19 protein-coding genes, 3 pseudogenes and 1 riboswitch are annotated in these 18872 nt (G+C 69.2%); of the genes and pseudogenes, 6 read left to right on the forward strand and 16 right to left on the reverse strand.

Going from position 1 to position 18872, the window contains the following annotated elements; all coding sequences use genetic code 11:
* Positions 1–30 precede the first annotated feature (30 nt).
* Complete coding sequence (locus QMK24_RS32705) at positions 31–159, forward strand: hypothetical protein (RefSeq protein WP_283470487.1); 129 nt, start codon at positions 31–33, stop codon at positions 157–159.
* Between the two features lie 133 nt (positions 160–292).
* Here the strand turns inward: QMK24_RS32705 and QMK24_RS32710 are convergent, their stop codons facing one another.
* From QMK24_RS32710 to QMK24_RS32720, 3 genes are all read right to left on the reverse strand, one after another.
* Entirely contained in the window at positions 293–925 is a 633-nt protein-coding gene (locus QMK24_RS32710) for a DedA family protein (RefSeq protein ID WP_283470488.1), read from the reverse strand.
* 396 nt (positions 926–1321) lie between these two features.
* Positions 1322–1879, reverse strand: coding sequence for a DUF6529 family protein (locus QMK24_RS32715; RefSeq protein WP_283470489.1), 558 nt, complete (start codon positions 1877–1879; stop codon positions 1322–1324).
* Between the two features lie 385 nt (positions 1880–2264).
* Positions 2265–2534, reverse strand: coding sequence for a hypothetical protein (locus tag QMK24_RS32720; RefSeq protein WP_283470490.1), 270 nt, complete (start codon positions 2532–2534; stop codon positions 2265–2267).
* Positions 2535–2921: 387 nt separating this feature from the next.
* Here QMK24_RS32720 and QMK24_RS32725 point away from each other — a divergent pair, with 387 nt between their 5' ends.
* A complete protein-coding gene (locus QMK24_RS32725) occupies positions 2922–3527 on the forward strand; it encodes a GOLPH3/VPS74 family protein (protein ID WP_283470491.1) in 606 nt (201 codons plus the stop codon).
* A gap of 79 nt (positions 3528–3606) precedes the next feature.
* Here the strand turns inward: QMK24_RS32725 and QMK24_RS32730 are convergent.
* The 3 genes and pseudogenes from QMK24_RS32730 to QMK24_RS32740 all read right to left on the reverse strand — a co-directional run.
* Positions 3607–4179: pseudogene (locus QMK24_RS32730) on the reverse strand (helix-turn-helix domain-containing protein); the annotation flags it as partial.
* Between the two features lie 346 nt (positions 4180–4525).
* Positions 4526–4729: an alpha/beta fold hydrolase gene (locus tag QMK24_RS32735; protein ID WP_349307868.1), complete on the reverse strand. Its 204-nt coding sequence runs from the start codon at positions 4727–4729 to the stop codon at positions 4526–4528.
* Between the two features lie 310 nt (positions 4730–5039).
* Positions 5040–5432 carry an alpha/beta fold hydrolase gene (locus tag QMK24_RS32740; protein WP_283470493.1) on the reverse strand — a complete coding sequence of 131 codons (393 nt, stop codon included), beginning with the start codon at positions 5430–5432 and terminating at the stop codon, positions 5040–5042.
* A 298-nt stretch (positions 5433–5730) separates the two neighbouring features.
* On the opposite strand from QMK24_RS32740, the gene QMK24_RS32745 reads away from it, so the two are divergent.
* Positions 5731–6588, forward strand: coding sequence for a polysaccharide lyase family 7 protein (locus QMK24_RS32745; protein ID WP_283470494.1), 858 nt, complete (start codon positions 5731–5733; stop codon positions 6586–6588).
* Positions 6589–6712: 124 nt separating this feature from the next.
* Here the strand turns inward: QMK24_RS32745 and QMK24_RS32750 are convergent, their stop codons facing one another.
* Both QMK24_RS32750 and QMK24_RS32755 read right to left on the reverse strand, forming a co-directional pair.
* Entirely contained in the window at positions 6713–7957 is a 1245-nt protein-coding gene (locus QMK24_RS32750) for a YncE family protein (RefSeq protein WP_283470495.1), read from the reverse strand.
* Positions 7957–8739 carry a polysaccharide deacetylase family protein gene (locus tag QMK24_RS32755; RefSeq protein WP_283470496.1) on the reverse strand — a complete coding sequence of 261 codons (783 nt, stop codon included), beginning with the start codon at positions 8737–8739 and terminating at the stop codon, positions 7957–7959. Before QMK24_RS32755 ends, QMK24_RS32750 begins: the two co-directional genes overlap by 1 nt.
* 1365 nt (positions 8740–10104) lie before the next feature.
* Here QMK24_RS32755 and QMK24_RS32760 point away from each other — a divergent pair.
* Positions 10105–10848: an SDR family NAD(P)-dependent oxidoreductase gene (locus QMK24_RS32760; protein ID WP_283470497.1), complete on the forward strand. Its 744-nt coding sequence runs from the start codon at positions 10105–10107 to the stop codon at positions 10846–10848.
* A gap of 480 nt (positions 10849–11328) precedes the next feature.
* Here QMK24_RS32760 and QMK24_RS32765 read toward each other — a convergent pair whose 3' ends face one another.
* The gene (locus tag QMK24_RS32765; RefSeq protein WP_283470498.1) at positions 11329–11703 is read right to left on the reverse strand and encodes an ArsR/SmtB family transcription factor; all 375 of its coding nucleotides are present in this window, start codon (positions 11701–11703) and stop codon (positions 11329–11331) included.
* Between the two features lie 81 nt (positions 11704–11784).
* Positions 11785–11970, forward strand: a riboswitch (cobalamin riboswitch).
* Between the two features lie 28 nt (positions 11971–11998).
* Between QMK24_RS32765 and nicT the strand changes: the two genes are divergently transcribed.
* A complete protein-coding gene (gene nicT, locus QMK24_RS32770; protein ID WP_283470499.1) occupies positions 11999–13096 on the forward strand; it encodes a Nickel transporter NicT in 1098 nt (365 codons plus the stop codon).
* Positions 13097–13161: 65 nt separating this feature from the next.
* Here the strand turns inward: nicT and QMK24_RS32775 are convergent, their stop codons facing one another.
* Positions 13162–13671, reverse strand: coding sequence for an NUDIX domain-containing protein (locus QMK24_RS32775; protein WP_283470500.1), 510 nt, complete (start codon positions 13669–13671; stop codon positions 13162–13164).
* A 172-nt stretch (positions 13672–13843) separates the two neighbouring features.
* Here QMK24_RS32775 and QMK24_RS32780 point away from each other — a divergent pair, with 172 nt between their 5' ends.
* Complete coding sequence (locus tag QMK24_RS32780; RefSeq protein WP_283470501.1) at positions 13844–14584, forward strand: type 1 glutamine amidotransferase domain-containing protein; 741 nt, start codon at positions 13844–13846, stop codon at positions 14582–14584.
* Between the two features lie 129 nt (positions 14585–14713).
* Here QMK24_RS32780 and QMK24_RS32785 read toward each other — a convergent pair whose 3' ends face one another.
* The 6 genes and pseudogenes from QMK24_RS32785 to QMK24_RS42015 all read right to left on the reverse strand — a co-directional run.
* Complete coding sequence (locus QMK24_RS32785) at positions 14714–14968, reverse strand: hypothetical protein (protein ID WP_283470502.1); 255 nt, start codon at positions 14966–14968, stop codon at positions 14714–14716.
* Positions 14969–15315: 347 nt separating this feature from the next.
* Positions 15316–15549 carry a hypothetical protein gene (locus tag QMK24_RS32790; RefSeq protein ID WP_283470503.1) on the reverse strand — a complete coding sequence of 78 codons (234 nt, stop codon included), beginning with the start codon at positions 15547–15549 and terminating at the stop codon, positions 15316–15318.
* A 136-nt stretch (positions 15550–15685) separates the two neighbouring features.
* Complete coding sequence (locus QMK24_RS32795) at positions 15686–16231, reverse strand: DoxX family protein (protein ID WP_283470505.1); 546 nt, start codon at positions 16229–16231, stop codon at positions 15686–15688.
* Between the two features lie 372 nt (positions 16232–16603).
* On the reverse strand, positions 16604–17452 hold the full coding sequence (locus QMK24_RS32800) for an SGNH/GDSL hydrolase family protein (RefSeq protein ID WP_283470506.1): 849 nt from the start codon (positions 17450–17452) through the stop codon (positions 16604–16606).
* Positions 17439–18007: pseudogene (locus QMK24_RS32805) on the reverse strand (PadR family transcriptional regulator). Before QMK24_RS32805 ends, QMK24_RS32800 begins: the two are co-directional and overlap by 14 nt.
* 50 nt (positions 18008–18057) lie before the next feature.
* Positions 18058–18183, reverse strand: a pseudogene (locus QMK24_RS42015) (ergot alkaloid biosynthesis protein); the annotation flags it as partial.
* Between the last annotated feature and the right edge of the window lie 689 nt (positions 18184–18872).

Consider the following 18872-nt stretch of genomic DNA (forward strand, 5'->3'; position numbering starts at 1 on the left):
CGGCGCGCGCACGAGAAGGCCGCAGTCGCGGTGCGAGGGTCGCTCACCGACCTGTTGCTGGTCATTTACAAGCGGCGTCCCGCTCGAGACCAGGGCATCGAGATCCTGGGGGATGCGCAGTTGCTCGACTTCTGGCTGGAGCGAGTCAGCTTCGGGTGACCGGGCTGTCCGATCCCGGTTCACGCATCACTGGATCCCATTCGCTGAGTGCCGGCCGACGATAGTCGCTGCGCGCGGCCTGAAGCGCGCCGGCCATGCCACAGCGTCTGGTGCGCGCGCCTGTTCGTTCCTTTCATTCCTTCGGGGTTCGGCGGCGCCGGAGCAGGTGCCGGGCGATCAGTGCTGCAATCAGGAGGGCGGCCGCGGCCAGGAGGTGCAGCTCGTAGCGTTGGATGGCGGGGTAGAGGGTGTCCAGGTGCTGTCCGGCGAGGTAGCCGAGGGTGACCCAGGCTCCGACCCACAGGGCGGCGCCCAGGGCGTTGAAGGCCATGAAACGCCGCCAGGACATCCCGCTCAGTCCGGCGATGATGCCGTTGGCCTGACGCAGGCCTTCGATGAACCGGGCGACGGTCACGACCTTGCCGCCGTGGCGATCGAAGAACGCCTCGGCCTTGGTGACACGGGCGGGAGTGAGCAGGACATAACGGCCGTAGCGGGCGAGGAGCCGGTGACCGCCGAAGCGGCCGATGGCGTAGCCGACGTTGTCGCCCGCTACCGCGGCCACCATGGCGATCACAGCAACGGCGACGATGTTCAACCGCCCCGCCCCGGCGTAGACGGCGGCTGCGATCATCACGGTCTCCCCCGGCACCGGCACGCCGAAGTCTTCGACGAACACCAGACCGCCCACGGCAAGGTAACCCCAGTGGTCCAGAACCGGGGCCACGTCGGCCAGCACGCCGGGCAGTTGGGGTGGCGCGGACATCGGCCCTCTCCTTGGGTCAGGGTGACGCGCGGCGGCGGGGTTGGCGACGAGCGCGGGAGGACGCGGCGGTTACGGCGATCATCGTGACCGAGGTCGATTCGAGGCCACAGGAACCTTGGCGAGGTGCCAGGTGCCAGGCGGCGGCCGCGGTCGTACCCGATAGGCCGGCACTGCGCCAACGCGGGCAGCGAGGCGGTCCCGCGAGCCGGCGCCTCCGACCCTCGGTGCGTGGAGCCCGTCTGCGAACGTGGCGCGGACGAACACGTTGGGGCGCGTTGCGCTCTGGTCCGATTCGGTACCTACCGCGGCCAGGCAAAACGCCACCAGCTCTCGCTGCATCGAGACACCCGGCGCCCCCGCTACGCAACCTTGATCCATATCGCGTGGCAGCACGCGTCACGGCAGGTTGCCGTTGAAGTACCACAGGGCGCTGACGTACCAAAACACCGCGATGACAGTGATCACGGTGCCTCCGGCCAGGGGCAGAACCCACCCGGGGAGGCGTCGGCTGCGCACCAGGAGAACCTTTGCCGCGAACGCGCCGTAGAAGAAGCAACCGGCGATCGAGTGCACCATGACGCGGGTGGAGGCGGTCTGGACACCGTAGGCCCGCATGCACTGCACGGCGACCGGTACGGTGACGGCGAAAAGGATCACCCCGCCGATCCGGTGCGCGCGCGGCACGCCACGCGGGGCTTGCCGCAGACCCGGCAGCCGCCCGTACATCCACAGAGCCAAGCCCAATTGGACCACCGCCAGGCCCAGGACCCCCGTGGCCATCCATGACTTGAGTCGGATCGCCGATACCCCGGACTGCCCGAACAGCTGCGCCGTGTAGTCGGGCGTTTGATGGCGGCCCGTGACGAACAAGGCCACCGTCACTGCTGCGGCCAGCGCGGCGGACAGCGCCAAACGCACGGCGACGGCCAAGGGACGACGGACGGCATACGACATGACGCTCCTTCACAAAACGCATCAACCCCTTGCTCTATACCGCACCACGCCCTGACCACAAGCGCCGCATCGAGCCGACACGCGGGTTGGGGCCGGTGAAGGCACCTTCGCCAGCCGGTTGGGCTCTCGAGGAGGCAGCCAATCGGACTGGCGGCTTGTGAGGGCGCGAGGAGTCCGGCACCGCGCACCACTCCCTCATTCGTGCGGCTGTCCTGGCACGGTCTGGGAGGTCGACCGCTACAGCAATGTCCGCCACGCGGTGACAGCCGCAATCCCTCGGCCGAAGTAGCGTGCCGAACGCCTCACCGCTGCATGGGTCGCGGCGAGGCGCACGAGTCGGCCGGGCGGGTTGTTGTGTTTGCCCGCAGTCGGGCGTGGCCGACCGTCAGTTGGGACATCCGCTGTCGGCGATGACGTAGTAGCCGGCAGAGGTCTCCTCCAAGGTGTGGGTGATGTAGACGTTATCCACGGCACCGCTGACGGCGTTCCATGACAGTGACACTGTCGTGCTGGTGGTTGCGGTCACCCTCCCGCCGGTGGGTGCGGGCAGAGTGCCGGTGCCGCCTCCGGAGGAGCCGTCCAGACCCCAGAACGTGGCGGTGAGGACGGCCCTGAGGCCGTGGGACGCTGTAGGCGTCGATACTCGGGCCGGCACGCACCGGCCTCTGCCGGAATATGCGCTCCTCAGCGGGCCAGGGCCGACGGGGGGATGCAGCTGCCGTCCTCGCTCCGTAAGCTCGTATACGGGAATGCTCGGCAACGGGCCGAGAGGCGCACCCGACATGGCGAAGGCAAAAGTACAGCTTGCCCGGGCAGAGGAAGATCCTTTCCCTGCACACCGACCACACGAACAGTGACCTGATCCTGGTGGACACTGCCGGCCGACTTCACGCCCGCCGTCCGGCTACTCGCAGCACGTCCGCTCAGCGATCGACGCGGCCCCCGACAAGGGCAGCTGACCTTCCCGCTCGGCGTCACACCGGGTGCCGGACCAGCTGCTCAGAAACGCACCGCCATCGATGCCTCTGACGTGGAGCCTTTCATGACCACACCGCGGGACCTCTCGATCGCCGCCATGGATATGGCGTCCGGTCGCCCTGTGAAACAAGGCGACCTGTCGCTTGCGCTCGCGGGAGCCGAGGTGATCGACCTCCTCGATGCCCAGGCCATCAGACTCGACGGCGATCACATCGTGCCGGGCCACCGGCCGGCAATGGCTGATCGCCTGCTGGATGAGGCTGCGGCGTTGCTTGTCCGAGAAGCGCCATACGAGTCGGTCGGCGACTGGCTGTGGCGCAGAGGTCGCGGCCTGTCCGCGGCCTATGTGGCCGCCCTTGAGGCGGAAGGGCAGCTCACTCGGCATCGCCGCCACGGGATGCCCTTCCGGCCCAGTCGGACGGTGCTGGTTGATTCGCCCGCTCGCCGCCAGGCTGCGAACCGCTGGACAGCGGATGAGCCCATCCTCGCCGCCCTTGCGGCGGCCGTAGGGATCCGCGACGAGCTGCCTGGAGACTCCATGAGTCTGGCCGACGACGCGGCGGTGACAGTGCTCGCCGCCGTCAATGACGCGTTGATGGAGCTGGAGGCTGTACGGCAACGGCGAGCCATCGAAGATGCGGCCTTCGACAACATTTGGCGAGGCCAATGACGACGGGGACAGCCCGTATGGACAACGTTCTGCCCGCGGATCGCCAACTCCTGACCCGGGTACTGGTGGACGTCCCACGTCAGCCGCCGCACCCTCCCTGGGCACGGTGGGCCTGGCGGTAGGCGCGGGGCGTGGTGCCGGTCAGGGGGCGGAAGTGAGGGCGTAGGGCGGCTGATGAGGTGAACCCGGTGCGGGCGGCGATCTGCTCGACGGGGTCATCGGTTTCCCTGAGCAGCCGCTGGGCCTCCTTGATGGGCGCTCGGAGCAGGTAGTGGAGGGGGCTGTGGCCGGTAAGGGTGCGGAAGCGGCGGGTGAGGCTGCTGACGCTGGTCCGTGCGTGCGCGGCGATGTCCGGGAGCGTCACGGCCCGGTCGCCGTCGCCCGACGTCGTACCGATGAGTTCCCAGCGCCCGCTCCTGGCGCGCTGCAGCTGCGGGCCGCCGGAGTCCCCGCTGCACGCCATGGCGCCCGGCTTCAGACTGACCGTGCACAGCCGGGTCCTCCCGGCACGGTTGACGCACTCGGCCTCGGATCCCCTGCGGGTGTCCAACTGCTGGAGCCGCTCCGGCCACACCCCCTTGTCCGGGGAATCGATGTCAACGACGGTACCAAAGCCCAGAATCCGGGTGGGCGTGCCCACGGGTCCCGCTTGTCACCAGTTCCATCGCTGCACCGGGACCAGCCCCTGCGTCTACCGCGCCGCTTTCCGCTCGCTTGCCGCCACCCTCACCTGGGCCGAGCGGGACAAGGCCGGGCCCCCGGAACACGCGGCGAGGCGGCGGCCGGCCGACCGCCTCTGACCACGCACGGTCACCGGCGGGCTGGACTTGACGGGGAACATGCGACAGTTGCATACGCGAGCTCACCAGCATCAACCCCCGGCTACTGAACCGATCCTTTGTCGTGGTGGCGCTCAGGCCAGGGCGGCTGGCTTGAGCACGTCCTCACACCACGAAGGGTCGGGCTGTGCGCCCCGCCTGGCTGCGTGAGTCAGGCGCTCAGTCGGTAGGTGATGCCGCCTCGACGCGCCGGACGAGGTTCGCGATCAGCGAGGTGATCTCGGGCCACAGCGCTCTCGGCAGGTCGTGGCCCATGCCGTCGAGCACGACGAGCTCCGCCCCGGGGATAGCTTGCGCGGTTGCCCGTCCGCCGCTGACATCGCACATCGGATCGTCAGCACCATGGATCACCAGGGTGGGCACGTCGAGCGACCGAAGCCGGGCTGTCTGGTCTCCCGAGGCGAGGGAGGCCACGGCCTGGCGGGCAATGCCGAGCGGATCGTAGGCGTGGTCGTAGGAGCGCCCGGCGCGGTCGGCGACCGCGGCCTCGTCGGGCCTCGAACCCGGGCGACCTGACGACCCGGGAGATCCTGACGATCTGGTCGATCACGTCCTGGCGGCTCTCGGTCCGCGGGCCGGTGAGGGCGCCGAGCGCCGCGGGCTTCGCCTGCCCCACGGACCGGTCGCCTGTCGTGGACATCATCGACGTCAGCGACCGGACCCGGTGGCGATGCTAGATCGCGATCGTCTGGGCGATCGAACCTCCCATCGAGGCCCCGACAACATGTGCGCTGTCCAGCCCGAGGGCATCCAGCAGGCCGACCACGTCGGCGGCCATATCGGACAGGGTGTAGGACGCCGAGGACATGTCACCGGAGAGTGCCGCCTGCAGGTCGGGCGTCGGCGCGTCGGGGAAGTGTGACGACAGGCCGCTGTCGCGGTTGTCGAACCGGATCACCTGCACGCCGTGAGCGGCCAGCCCGGCGCAGAACTCCTCGGGCCGGCCGAGCATCTGCGCGGCGATGCCCATCACCAGCAGTACGGGGGGTGCGTCGAGGTCGCCGAAGCGCTCGTATGCCACCTCGATATCCGATGGCCCGACATTCACGGCCTTCTCTTCGCTCACCGTCACTCCAACTCCTCGCTCAAATTGGACAGGCCGCGGGCGCCCTCAGCTACCGGACGGGAGGGGGATGGCGCCACGTCGCCGGAAGGGCCGGGCGCCGGTTCATGGCGCCGGCCACTCGCGCACCTCCGAATCTCCCAAAGCCCCGCATCGCCAAAATCGTTGACGCGCTCACACCAGGGTCCTACTGTCATGGCGTTCACATCCACACGCGTGGTTCACGTTTATGAACTCGATGGCGCGGAGAGATCCCCATGCCCATCGACCGAGACCACCGAGCCAAACGGGAAGGCCCCCCATGCGCATGCTTACGCTGCTCACCTCCCTGGCCGCCACCGCCGCCGCCGGCGGCCTGGCCTTCGATGCCTCCACCGCGCAAGCCACACCGAGCATCACCCACTCCACTGCCGCGGACATAGCCGGCGCACCCAGTATCCAGGGCGGCGCAAACTCCGGCGCCGGAACCCTCGCAGACCCGTCAGTCGCGCCCGGCGGCAACTTCGACCTGTCGGTGTGGCAGCTCCAGGAGCCAGTTGGTTCCCCCGGCTCGCCGACCACGATCCCGTCCTCCCGGCTCCAGGGGGCGAACGGGTTCCAGGACTCGTACTTCTACACCGGCACCGACGGCGCGATGACGTTCTGGGCACCGGAGAAGGGCGTCACCACACCGAACTCCAACTACGCCCGCTCCGAACTGCGCGAGATGAACCACGACGGCAGCTCCGCGAACTGGTCGCTCAGCGGCACCCACCGGATGAAAGCGACACTGCGCGTCGTGTCGGTGACATCGAACGTCTGCGTGGGACAGATCCACCTCGGCACGGGCGGTTCATCCACCAAGCCGCTGCTGGAGCTGTACTACCACTCGAACGGCGACATCGTCCTCGGCACGGAGAACTCGCCCTTCGGCGGTCAGACACCGCACACGGTCGGCCATGTGTCGGTCGGCACGACGTGGAGCTACACGATCGGCGTCTCGGGCGGCCACACGATCGACCTGACGGTCAACGGAAGCACGACGCACTACGCCATCCCGTCGTCCTTCAACGGCTACAAGCAGTACTTCAAGGCCGGCTCATACAACCAGTCCTCCTCCAACAGCACCACGAAGGGAGCTCGCGTCGGCTTCTACGCGCTCACCGTTTCCCACAGCTGAGCGCGCCGCGACACAGCAGCCCGGAGGCCCGGCCCCCCAATGCCGGGCCTCCCCATCCTCCTCAGCCTCGTGCGCACCGCATCGTCGTTGACCCCTGCGCCCTGCGCCACGGGCGTGTCACGAGTCACCGGAAGACACCGGTATGGCCGAGGGAGTACCGGCCAGGCTGCGGGTACACGCACAGACCATGCGGTCCGTGGCCGACGGGAATGCGCGCAAGGAGATGTCCGTCGACGGTGTCGATCGCGTAGACCTCAGAGTTGTAGCGGCCGGACAGCCACAGCACTTTGCCGTCCGCCGAGACCCCGCCCATGTCCGGGCTGCCCCCATGCGGGATACGCCAGGTGGCGCTCAGCTTCCCGGTGGCGAAATCCAGGACGGACACGGAGCCTTCGCCTCGGTTGGAGACGTAGAGCCGGCGGGAGTCACGGCTGACGTAGAGGCCGTGGGCGCCTTTGCCGGTGGTGAGCAGGACCGGGCGGCTGAAGGTGTCGCCGTTGAGGATCCATACGCCGTTCGCCATCATGTCGGCGACATACCAGGTGCGGCCATCGGGCGCGATCTTGACGTCCTGGGGCATGGCGCCGCGCAGGGGGAGTTTCTGCCGCCCGATCACCTCCATGCGGGCGGTGTCGACCTTGATCAGGTCGCCGGAGAACTCGCAGGAGACGATGAAGTACCGGCCGTCGGGCGAGAAATCGGCGTGGTTGACGCCTTCGCAGCCCGCTGGGACGGCCTTGACGACGCTCATGGTGTGGGCGTCGCGGAAGACCAGTTGCCGGTCCGCGGAGGCCATCACCACCGCGTGCCTGCCGTCGGGGGTGAAGTAGAGGTTGTAGGGATCATGGACTGTGACCGGGCGACCGGCGGCGCTGGTGGCGGGATCGATCGGTGTGAGGCTGTTTCCGAGGTCGTTGTTGACCCACAGGGTCTTCAGATCCCATGAGGGGACGACGTGCTGGGGTTGATGTCCCACTTTGAAGGTGCCGATCACCCGGTAGGTCGTGGGGTCGATGACGCTGACGGTGTCCGAAAGGGTGTTGGGCACATAGATACGTGAGGGGAAGCCCTTGACCGCGTCGGACAGCGCGTTCGGCCGGTCGGCGGCGTAGAGGTCGTGGGGGTCCAGCGGAGGCGGCATCCCCGGCAGCAGTTCGGACGGCGCGGGCGGCACGGTGCCCACGGGGGCGCTGGTGCCGGGCGCGGCGGAGGCGCTGCGGCTGACCGTCACGGAGGCCGGGGGCGACCCTGAGGCGGAACAGGCGGTGGCGGCGAGGGTCGCGCACACGGCCAGTATCAGTGCGGCGTGGCGTTTTGCTCGGGTGGGGGCCCCTTGGCGGCCGGGGGGAACCTCGGGATGGGTCGGCATCAGCGGAGCATCTCCGTTGCGGTGACCGCGCGCAGGCCGCGCTGCTTGAGGCCGGTGAGGATGACGGGCAGCGCGCCCAACGTGCCCGGGTGGCCCATGTGCAGGCTCACCACTGATCCGCCGTGCACGGCTGCAAGCACGGTGCGTTGTACTGCGGCGGCGCCGGGGTCGGTGTAGTCGAGGGAGTCCAGGCTGTAGGACAGACAGTGCTGGTATCCCGCCTTGCGGGCCTGCTGCTGTACCAGCGGGGTGGCCAGGCGGGATTGGGAGGGGCGGAACCAGCTGCCGATGGATCCGGTCAGCTGGTGCAGGCGTTGGGCGCACGCCTGGATCTCTGCGTATGCGGCGGCGGCATTCATCGCCGAGATGTCCACGTGGTGCTGGGTATGGTTGCCCAGGTCATGACCCGCGTCCACAATGCGGCGGGCCATGGCCGGATAGGTGTCGAGCCAGCTGCCGACCGCGAGCACGGTCAGGTGGGCTCCGGCGCGTTCCGCCGTGGCCAGGACGGCATCGGCCAGGGCGGGGTCGCCCTGGCCGTGGAAGGTGAGCGCTACCAGCGGGCGCTCGGTGGGACCGTGCACGATCTGGTCCGGGAGGGGTGCCGGGGACGCGGAAGAGGTGGGCCCGCGGCGCGGCGTGCTCGGCGCGGCGGAAGGAGAAGCAGGGGACGTCGGGGTTGCGTGCCCGTTGTCACCGCACGCGCTGAGGAAGGAGCCGGCCGCGCCGACGGCGGCTGCCCGGGACAAGTTCCGCAGGACGCTGCGGCGTTCGATCGGCATGTGGTCACCTTGGGAGGTCGGGGGTTGACCGCTTCGATGGTTACGGGCTGGCTGGTCCGGGGCTTCGAGCCGGCAGTCGTGACCGCGCAGGGTGGTGATCTCCGGCGGCCGGACGGCGAGGTCCGGTGATGCGGCGCGGCCTGCTGGAGTCTGCGTCGCAGTGAGGCCTGAGGCCATCGTGACGTCCAGGGTCTTGGTGGGGCCGAACCAGTTGTCCCACACCAGCGCCATGTGGTGTTCGCGTAACACGGCGGATGGGGCGGGGCCAAACGTCCGCGCGTTGTGTCCGCCGGGCACCTCGAGCGTACAGGCAGCGCCATCCGTGCCACGGGGGCATGTGGAGAGCGAGTGGACCATCACCGGCGGCGCGATGAGAACGCCGATCAGAGCGCAGCCGACCACCAGCGACGCCACGCCGCAAGTAGCCGGCTCGACTGCGCGCATGGCTGTGCGTATGGCTGTGCGTAGGACTGCCCCATAACGGCCCGTGCCTGGACGGCGGCGGCTGTGGCTGGCTGTGCGGCGTGCGGTGTGTTTTCCGCACGTCCGGGCCGGGTTGGGGCGCGTTCTGGGCGGAGGTTCGGCGGGCTGAGGGCACAGGCGGGGGGTTCGGATGAGGCATCGGGGGCAGTCCCGGCTTGGGTCGGACCGTTGTATGGCGGGCGGGGCTGACGGCCGCCGGGCCGTGCAGCCGTGGCGGCGCGAGGGCGCGGCCAGGAGAAGCCGGCGTGCCGGTCGGGTGCCGGGTGGCCCGCGCGGCTCGTCCCTCACCGCCGGACCCCAGGGTGGGCGACATCGAACACGGCCGCGCATGAGAGGCCGCCGGGGCCCTGCCGCACGCTCATCGCCGCGCCTCCCTTTTCCTACGGTGCGCCCGCTGAGGGCCCGGGGATAAGAGCCCGCCGTTGCTTTCGCTACGGCCACCTTGGGGCATCCGCCAGCATACTTCCTACATCTTGTAGGAGGTCGGGGAAAGGAAACCCGCTGGCCACAATCCTCCGCCAGGTAGGCGGAGCGGCAAGGGGGCAGCGGTGAAAGCCACTCGCCGGCAACGAGAAGCAATCCGGTGAGTTAAGAGGCGGTGTACCCCGAGGCGACGGGGCGCCCCAGGCGCTGGCCGACGCCATCTCGAAGGGATTCACGCTCATGCGCGCCGACACCGTCGGATTCCGGACCGACACCGTGGAGCGGCTGCTCGGACGCCGGCCACACACGTTCGCGGACTGATGCGCGCGCAACGCTCACGCGTTCCGACGGCCTGCCACTGTTCACCGCCCCGATGCCACGTCCAATTGCCGCCAGCCTTCTCCTCGGCGACTCGGGACTATCGACGTGTCCATGAACCCGACAAAGAGATGAGCGAACATGACCGCGGTACTTGACGGCAAGGTGGCATTCGTGACTGGCGGCAGCCGGGGCATCGGTGAGGCGGTGGCGCTCAGGCTGGCCGAGGAGGGGGCCGATGTCGCACTGACCTACCGGGACGGCGCCGAGCGCGCGGCGGATGTGGTCGATCGGGTCAAGGCGCTGGGCCGCCGGGCCTGGGCTGTCCGGGCTGACAGCTCAGATCCGATAGCGGTGCGTGACGCCGTGGATCAGGCCGCTGCGGAGTTCGGGCGGCTCGACATTGTGGTCAACAACGTGGGGATCGGCGTGCTCGGCCCCATTGAGGACATGTCGCTGGAGGACATCGACCGCGTGCTGAACATCAATGTGCGGGCGCCGTTCCTCGTATCCCAGGCGGCGGTCCGGCATATGACCGAGGGTGGGCGGATCATCAACATCGGCAGCTGTATGGCCGAGCGGGTCGCATTCCCCGGCGGTTCCCTGTACACGACGAGCAAGACCGCATTGACCGGCCTGACCAAGTCACTGGCCCGCGAGCTGGGCCCCAGGGGTATCAGAGTCAACCTGATCCACCCTGGGCCGACTGAGACAGATATGAACCCCTCCGACGGCCCGGGTGCCGACATGCAGAAGGGCTTCACGGCGCTCGGCCACTACGGGCAGCCGTCGGACGTCGCCGCGACCGTGGCCCACCTCGCGGGTGACGCCGGCCGGTACATCACCGGCGCCACCATCGCGGTGGACGGCGGTTTCACGGCATGAGCCCCGGGTGGTCGGCGGCAAAGTGCCGCCGACCACCCCGCGGAGCCGGCTGGTCTTGGCACAGCGGACGGATGACCGCTGCCGTCCAGGGCGCAGACGTCCTCGATCAGCCCGGCGTGACAGGGGTCGGCGGCTGCGTCGGCACACGTCGCGATGACGTCCTCGGCCCAGTACGGGTGTGCCATCAGCCGGCCGACTCGGTGTCCGCGGCCGGCGGGCCGCCACGATCCGGGGTCCGCTCCCTTGGAGAAAACGTCGGCGGATACTCCGCCTTGGTACCGGGCGACGGTCTCGACGGCAGTCACCAGCCCGTACGCGGTCAGGCCGAGCAATCGCTCGTGGCGGCGAATGACGACATACGACACCGGTACGAGACCGTTCTCCCAGCGGGAGATCGTGCTGGGGTTGACCGCGCCGGCCTCTCGGCCTCCGCCCGTACGCAGCGCGTACGCGCCCCGGTCACTGGCCGCCGACCGCGCGTTACCGCGCCTGTCGCTCGGCGCCCCCGGCGGCATAGTGGCCGAGCAGAGCGCTGATCTCGTCGTCGACCACGCGGTAGCGCACGATCCGGCCATCCCTGTCGCCGACGGCGACTCCGGCGGCGCGCAGCAGGCGTAGGGCCTGGGACACGGCGGGGTCCTTCATACCGGTGGCGACGGCGAGGTCGGTGACCGCCATGGGGCCCGCCACGTGGAGGGCGAGAAGCAGGGCGAGCCGTCCGGGGTCGGCGAGCAGGGCGAAGCGGTCGGCCAGGGCGCGGACACGACCGGGCTCGCCGATGGCGGTGATGGCATCGCAGACCCGGTGTCCGTCGATGGTGGGATGACCGGCGCGCTCCACGGGGACCAGATGCATGGGCGACATCCTGGCAGGCCGCCCGCGTGTGACCCAACACCTGCACATATATGCAGCCTTGCAGGCATCGCCGTGCGAACTCTAGGGTGGTTGGGCCGTGGTGCTCGGGAAGACCGGTGGGAAACCGGAGCGGCCCTCGCCACTGTGATCGGGGAGCTCTCGTCCTGCTTGCGCCACTGACCGCTGACCGCGGCTGGGAAGGCTGGGACGGGGGCGAGCGCGAGCGAACCCGTCAGCCAGGAGACCGGCCACGGCATCTCACGAGGCAATCCACGAGGTGCTGGAGCGTGACCGCATGACCCTGTCCACCGGACCCACCCCTACCGCTTTCCGCTGGCGGCGCGAGGACACCGTCCGTACAGCCGGACTGCTGGCGGTGATCGCCGCCATCCACGTCGTCGCCTTTGGTATCCTGTTCCTGCTCGTGATTCCTGACCATTACGAGGTCGACTCGAAGGCGTTCGGCATCGGGCTGGGCGTCACCGCGTACACCCTCGGCATGCGGCACGCGTTCGACGCCGACCACATAGCCGCCATCGACAACACCACCCGCAAGCTCATGGCCGACGGCAAACGCCCGGTCTCGGTGGGCTTCTGGTTCGCCCTCGGTCATTCCAGCGTGGTGGTCGTCCTGGCGGCGCTGGTCGCCGGAGGCGCCCAGCTCGCCGGCACGCTGGTCGACGAGAAGTCCGGCACCCATCAGGCCCTCGGCATGGTCAGCGTCACCGTCTCCGGGACGTTCCTCTACGTCATCGCCGCGCTCAATCTGATCGCCCTGATCGGCATTCTGCGGGTGTTCAAGGCGATGCGCGCCGGGCGGTACGACGAGGCGGAGCTTGAGGCGCACCTGGACGCCCGCGGCTTCATGAACCGCATCCTGGGCCGCTTCACCAAGTCCATCACGCGCCCCGGACAGATGTTCCCTCTCGGTTTCCTCTTCGGGCTCGGCTTCGACACCGCCACCGAGGTCACCTTGATGGTCATGGCGGGCAGCGGCGCCGCCGCCGGGCTGCCTTGGTACGCGATCCTGTGCCTGCCGCTGCTCTTCGCCGCCGGGATGAGCCTGTTCGACACGCTCGACGGCACCTTCATGAACTTCGCCTACCAATGGGCGTTCTCCAACCCGGTGCGCAAGGTGTTCTACAACCTGGCCATCACGGGCCTGTCGATCGCGGTCGCCTTCCTCATCGGCACCATCGAGCTGGTCAGCGTCCTGCACGACAAACTCGACCTCAACGACCGGCTCACGGGCTGGATCGCGGGGCTGGACCTGGGCAGCGTCGGCTACATCATCGTCGGACTCTTCGTCGTGGTGTGGGCCGCCGCCCTCGCGTACTGGCGGATCGCCAAGGTCGAACAGCGCTGGGCGGTCCGCGCCGCACCCGGCGACTGACGCGCCACCGCGGGAGAGCGGAGGCGAGTACCGGGGTTCACTCTGGGGCGTGTTGACCCCGCTTCTCATTCAGTGCTCTTGAGCGTAGGTTCCCACCCGAACCGGGAGCGCACGCGGCCGGCGGCGATATGTGCGAGGGCCGCAGTGTGGTAGGGCACCGTGTTCCGGGGGATCTCGTCGAACGCGTACCAGCCGATCCCGCCGCACTTGGCGGGCTCGGCGTTGTACGGCTCCCCCTGCCAGGACACGGCGCGGTAGAAGACGCCGAGGCGTGGCTCCTCCCCGGGTGCGCGGTGGTCGATGAAGTGGACGAATTCCAGGTCGTCGCAGTGGACGCGGATGCCGATCTCCTCCAGGCCCTCGCGGGCAGTGCCTTCGTCCGTGGGTTCCAGCGGTTCCAGGTGTCCGCTGGGACCTGCCAGAGTCCTGCCGCGTATCCGCCCTGACGCAGGCCCAGCAGCACCCTGTCGCCGCTGACGAGGAGGAGGTGGACGTCGCAGATGCGCCCATGGCGCTGTGCGGAGGTTGCTGTGGTCACGGTGATGAACGTTCCCTCGTGCGTCCGGTGAAGCCATCGATCATGGCCCCGCCAGGCCGCCGCCTGACTCCCTTCCCCCGTTCGTGTCGTCCTTCAACGCTGCCAGGCCTTTCATCCACACGTGCGCGAGGGCGCGGACAATCTCGTCGTGGGAGAGCCCGGTCCTGCCGGTCTCAAACACCTGAAGTTCTTCGTGGTATGCAGAGTCCATGCGTATCCTCGTCCCGCTGCCCGACCGCGATTTTGACGTCACCGAAGTCGCAGTGCCCTGGCGGCTGCTGAGCGACGCCGGCCACGACGTGGTGTTCGCCACCGAGCACGGCGACGGGCCACCTCAGGCGGATCCGCTCCTGCTCACCGGTGTCCTGTTCGGGCAACTCGGCGCAGAACCCGAACCTCTGGAGTTCTACCGGCAGCTCACCCGGGAGGCCGCCTACCGCCGCCCAGTCGCGTGGAGCGACCTGGAACCGGCACACTATGACGGCCTGGTACTGCCTGGCGGCCACGCCCCCGGAATGCGCCAATACCTTGGCTCCCCAGTGCTGCGGGAAAAGATCGCCCAATTCTGGGGATCGGGCCGACCCGTCGGCGCCATCTGCCACGGGGTCCTCGTACTCGCCCGCACTCTGGACCCGGTCACCGGCCGCAGCGTCATCGCCGACCGACGTACCACGTGTCTGCCCAAGTACATGGAACGCAGCGCCTATTACCTCACCGCCTGGCGGCGTGGCAGCTACTACCGCACCTATCCCGCGTATGTCCAGGACGAGGTCACAGCCGCCCTCAATGACCCCGCACAGTTCGAGCGGGGTCCGACCGAGCTGCGGCGGCGCGGAACCGCCGACGACGACACACCCGCATTCGTGGTGGTGGACGGCACATACGTGTCCGCTCGCTGGCCCGGCGACGCGTACCTGTTCGCGCGGCGCTTCGCCGCCCTGCTCGCCTAGGTATGCGGGGACCACTACCCGAAACAAGCCACGCTGTCGGTGCCGTCAGGAGCCTTCGGTCGCCTGCTGGCCGGCCCTGGCGTGGGCGTTAGCCGCGCCGCGCTGGTGATGGGCAAGGCCGGGGGCTCCTCAACTGGAGGGGGAGGTGTCCGGCCGGTCGGGTTCGTCCGGCTGCCCGGGGTCCTTCGCTGCGTCCGGCGTCATCCGGCGGATTACGAGAGCCGTGACGGTTCCGAAGAGAAAACTGGTGACGGAATAGTCGTTCACCATCGCGTCGTCATACAGACCGCTGCGGATGGCGACACTGAGGACGAAGCTGAACGCGCCCACGCCCACCGAGAAGAGCAGATCGATGAAGAATCCGTTGCGCGGCTGAACGCTCATGGCCGCACTGTAGGCCGCGAACCGATGGGCCGGGCGGTGTCCCGCAGTGATTGGTTCCGGATCTATGGAGATGAGGACACCGCCATCGGCGAACCGGGCACAGGCTGGGACCTGTACGCATACCGCCCTTCCCGGTTCACCCGCCACGGGTGGGCGGGGCGAGCCTGCTGATGCCGATGGCCACGTCCCGTCAGAAACCGTGATGGCAGCCGGCGTCCGAGGCGAGGAACGTCGCCGCCGACGCTTGGACGGCGCCGGAAGACCAGCACCTTTGCACCTAGCCCGCCCATCCGCGCAGAGCCCGGTCCGCGCACTCGCCGCGCACCGGGCGTTCGGCACAGCTTCCCCTACATCGGGAGTACCCCGAACACGGGTGACAGCAGGCCAAGCACCGGGGCGAGGCCCTGGCTCGCCTGGCCGATCTTGCCGACCTGGTTGAGCTGGTCGAGCTGGTTGAGTTGGTTGGCGGCGCCGGGGCGAATGCCCTCGGTGGCGGTGGAAGCATCGGCCGCCGGGGCAGCCAATGCAACGGCGCTGACAGCGAGCGCCGCAGCAGCGAGAAGATTCCGAGAGTTGGTCATGCCGATGACAACGACAGGTTAATCCCCTGGTCACTCACCAGTTCCAGGCCGAGGTGGCGCCGGTCGGAACAGCCGAGGTCGGTGCCCAGGCGGGCGCTCTCCGCACAGGACCGCCTCTACGCCGACCGCGGTGGCTTCACGTACCACCGTCCGAGTGGTCGTCAGTCGCAGTCGCAGCCGCAGGAGCCGCTCTGCGGCGGCTGACGACGGTGGTCGCCGCGGCCGCGCTGACCGTGAACGCCAGCAGCACCGCGGCCGGGCGGTCCAGCTTGTGCCTCGTGATGTGGTCGAGCGAGTACCGTCCCGGCCCGGCGAGCCCGAGACCGGCCGCGACGAAGCCGAGGAAGGCCGGGTACTCGAAGCCGCCCCCCTGGGCGAAGAACCCCGCGGGCGCGTGCACCGAAACGGCCCCTGCCATGGCCCCCGCCGCGGCGGCGCCCGCCACCGGGGTGGCCAGTCCCAGCGCGAGCAGCGCGCCACCGCCGGCCTCCCCGAGCCCGGCCGCGATCGCGCTCTGCCGCCCCGGGGTGAAGCCCATGTGCTCCATGGCCTGGGCCGTGCCATCGACGCCGCCGCCGCCGAACCAGCCGAACAGCTTCTGCGAACCGTGTGCGAAGAGCACACCCGCGGTCCCCAGGCGCAGGGCGAGCAGTCCGAGGTCCTTGCGATAGATGAACGGCATGTCAGGCCTTTCCACAGACGCGGGCAGCACGATCCGCTCCCCAGCCTGACGCGAATACACCGCCTCCGCACCCGCTGCGGGTGTGCTCGCGCAACGGCATAGCGCGCTCATCCACAAACCGATCCACCGGTTCTTCCGGCGGTGCCGCCCTCGGCGTCCGGCGGTGCCGCCCTCGGCATCGTTCGGGAGTGTCCAGCGCACGGCACGGCGAGCCGGGCTCGGCCTTGCAGCGGGGGCAGGGGTGGCACGCGACGTCGTCGCCGTCCCGCGGCGAGGGCTCTTGAGGGACCGTCATGCTCCGGCCACCCACTCACCAGCGTCCGGGCGGTCCCTCGCGCCTCTTGTTGATCTTGCTCCGGGAAATAGGGTCGTTCATGAAAGCTGGGGAGTGTCTCCGGGGCGCGTGCTGATCTCCTTCGTCCCGTCACTTGCGGGAGCAGTGGGTACGGGGAGGAGGTTCAGGCGTCTGGCTGTGTGGCCGTCGCCGGAGGAGCGGCCGCGCAGGCGTCGGCCGAGCCAGGGATTGAGGAAGGCGGCGGCCCATCGTAGTTCGCCTGCTGCCGTGCGCCATCCGGCGGGGGTGGCCGCTAGCGGACCGGGCAGCGGGTGGGTCCAGGAGTCGTCGCTGCCGGGCAGGTCGAGGGCCTGGGCGACGGCGGCGGCGATCCGTTCGTGGCCGAGCGGGCTGGCGTGAAGCCGGTCCGGGCTCCACAAGCGGGGGTCGGTGACCACGGGGTGGTGGGAGGTCTCGGCGACGGCTACGCCGTGCCGGTGTGCCGCCTGCCGGATGCGGTGGTTGAGTGCGGTGACGCGGGAGCTGATGGGGCGGGCGAGCGGGGTGATCCGGGCGACGTCGGGGAAAGTGAGGGTCGCGACGCTGGCGCCTTGGGCGGTGAGCGCTGCGAACATCGCCTCCAGGTGGCCGGCGACCTCATCGGCGTCGAATCGGGGCCGCAGCAGGTCGTTGACCCCGGCGACGACAGTGGCCAGGTCGGGGCGCAGCGAGAGGGCGGGTGCGAGCTGTTCCTCGTGAACCTGCCCGGCGAGGCGGCCGCGTACGGCCAGGTTGGCGTACTGGATACCGGGGTGGTGCAGCGCGAGCTGCTCGGCGAGCCGGTCCGCCCACCCCCGCAGGCCCGTGGTGTCGTCGCCGTCGCCGACGCCTTCGGTCTGGCTGTCGCCCAGGGCGACGAGGAAGCGCAGGCGGTTATCGCCGGGCATGGGCCGCCCGCCTCTCCCGCAGGATTGCCACGGCGCGCTCGTACCAGTCCCGGTTGGACCGCTCGAACTCCAGGCCTCGCAGGCAGGTCAGGTAGGGGCCGATCCGTTCGCCGTGGCGCAGGAACTCCTCCTCGCCGCGTTCGCCTCGCATCTTCCGCAGCAGTGCGTCGAACAGTCCGATCTTCGCCTCGGCGAAGACGGCCCGCTCGGTGAGTTGCGCGATCAGTGCCGCGGTGTCGACGTGGTCGGCGGCCTGGACCTTGACGAGCAGGTCGTCGCGGATGAAGGAGGGCTTGGTGGCGGTTGCCGTGAATTGTTCCAGCTCGGCCAGCCTGGCGCCGGTGACCCGGAACAGGCGCTTGTTGGGCCGGGTGTCCGGACCACCTCCCGGCCCGCGATCAACCCCTCCTGCTCCAGCTTGGCCAGCTCGGCGTACAGCTGCTGCGGCAGCGCGTGCCAGAAGTTCGCGACACCCATGTCGAACGCCTTGGCCAACTGGTACCCGCTCAGCTCCTCGTCGAGAAGCGCCGCCAGCACGGCATGACGCAAAGCCATCGGACTACCTCCTCACCTCTGTTCACTCTCGCGGAAACCGCGGGCCGGGTGTCCGTGATGCGCTCGACGGCGTCGGTGAGGGCGTGGACCGCGACCGCGGCGATGTCGGCGGCGTCGATGAAACCGACCCGGCCCTGAGCGGTCGCGGACATGATGACGCCGTCGTCGCGGATGCTGTGATCGGCCAGTGCTCCCGCGCAAGGAACTCAAAGCAGCGACAGGGAACATCACCTCTGTGAAGACCGCTCTCAAAGCTGGCCTCACCAGAAGGCGTCATGCGCAACGCCGGTTTCGTCACCATCTGCTCGCCGATCGGAACCGGCCTGCCGATCCCGGTCGGGATCTCCGGTGCGAACACCCATACGGCGCTGCCGATGACGTGCGGCCCCGGGCGATCATGACCGGGACGACCGTCTGAACCGTACTCGCCTCGGACACACGCCAAGAGTGCGGCTACCCCTTCCGGCTGTATCTCGACCGGTCCCTGCACCGCGCTGGCCTGGAGGCTCAATTCGATGCCGTCCGGGTGCGGTCCGCTGAGCGGAACGTCGCTTCCGCCTGTGTGTCATCCGATGCCATCGTGAATCGGGAAGGCGGCGCGGTGGGCGCCCCCCGCAGGGTCTTGTCATTCGCGCCTTCGACAGGTCCCGGACCCGGATCCGCAAGTCATCGAGCAACAGGGGGAATTCGCCATGCCGGAACCATCATTACCGCTTCAGGACGGCCAGGTGGCCGACACCGTCATACTGACCGCGGCCGGGCAGGTCGGCGTCCATGAAGGGCGTTCGAACGGCAACTGGAACAACATCCAGCGCTACAGCGATGAGGTCCCCGGACTGGAGTGGTCGCAAGGTCAGCCCTGGTG

Source organism: Streptomyces sp. PH10-H1 (genome assembly GCF_030063355.1).
In the GTDB taxonomy this organism is placed as follows: domain Bacteria; phylum Actinomycetota; class Actinomycetes; order Streptomycetales; family Streptomycetaceae; genus Actinacidiphila.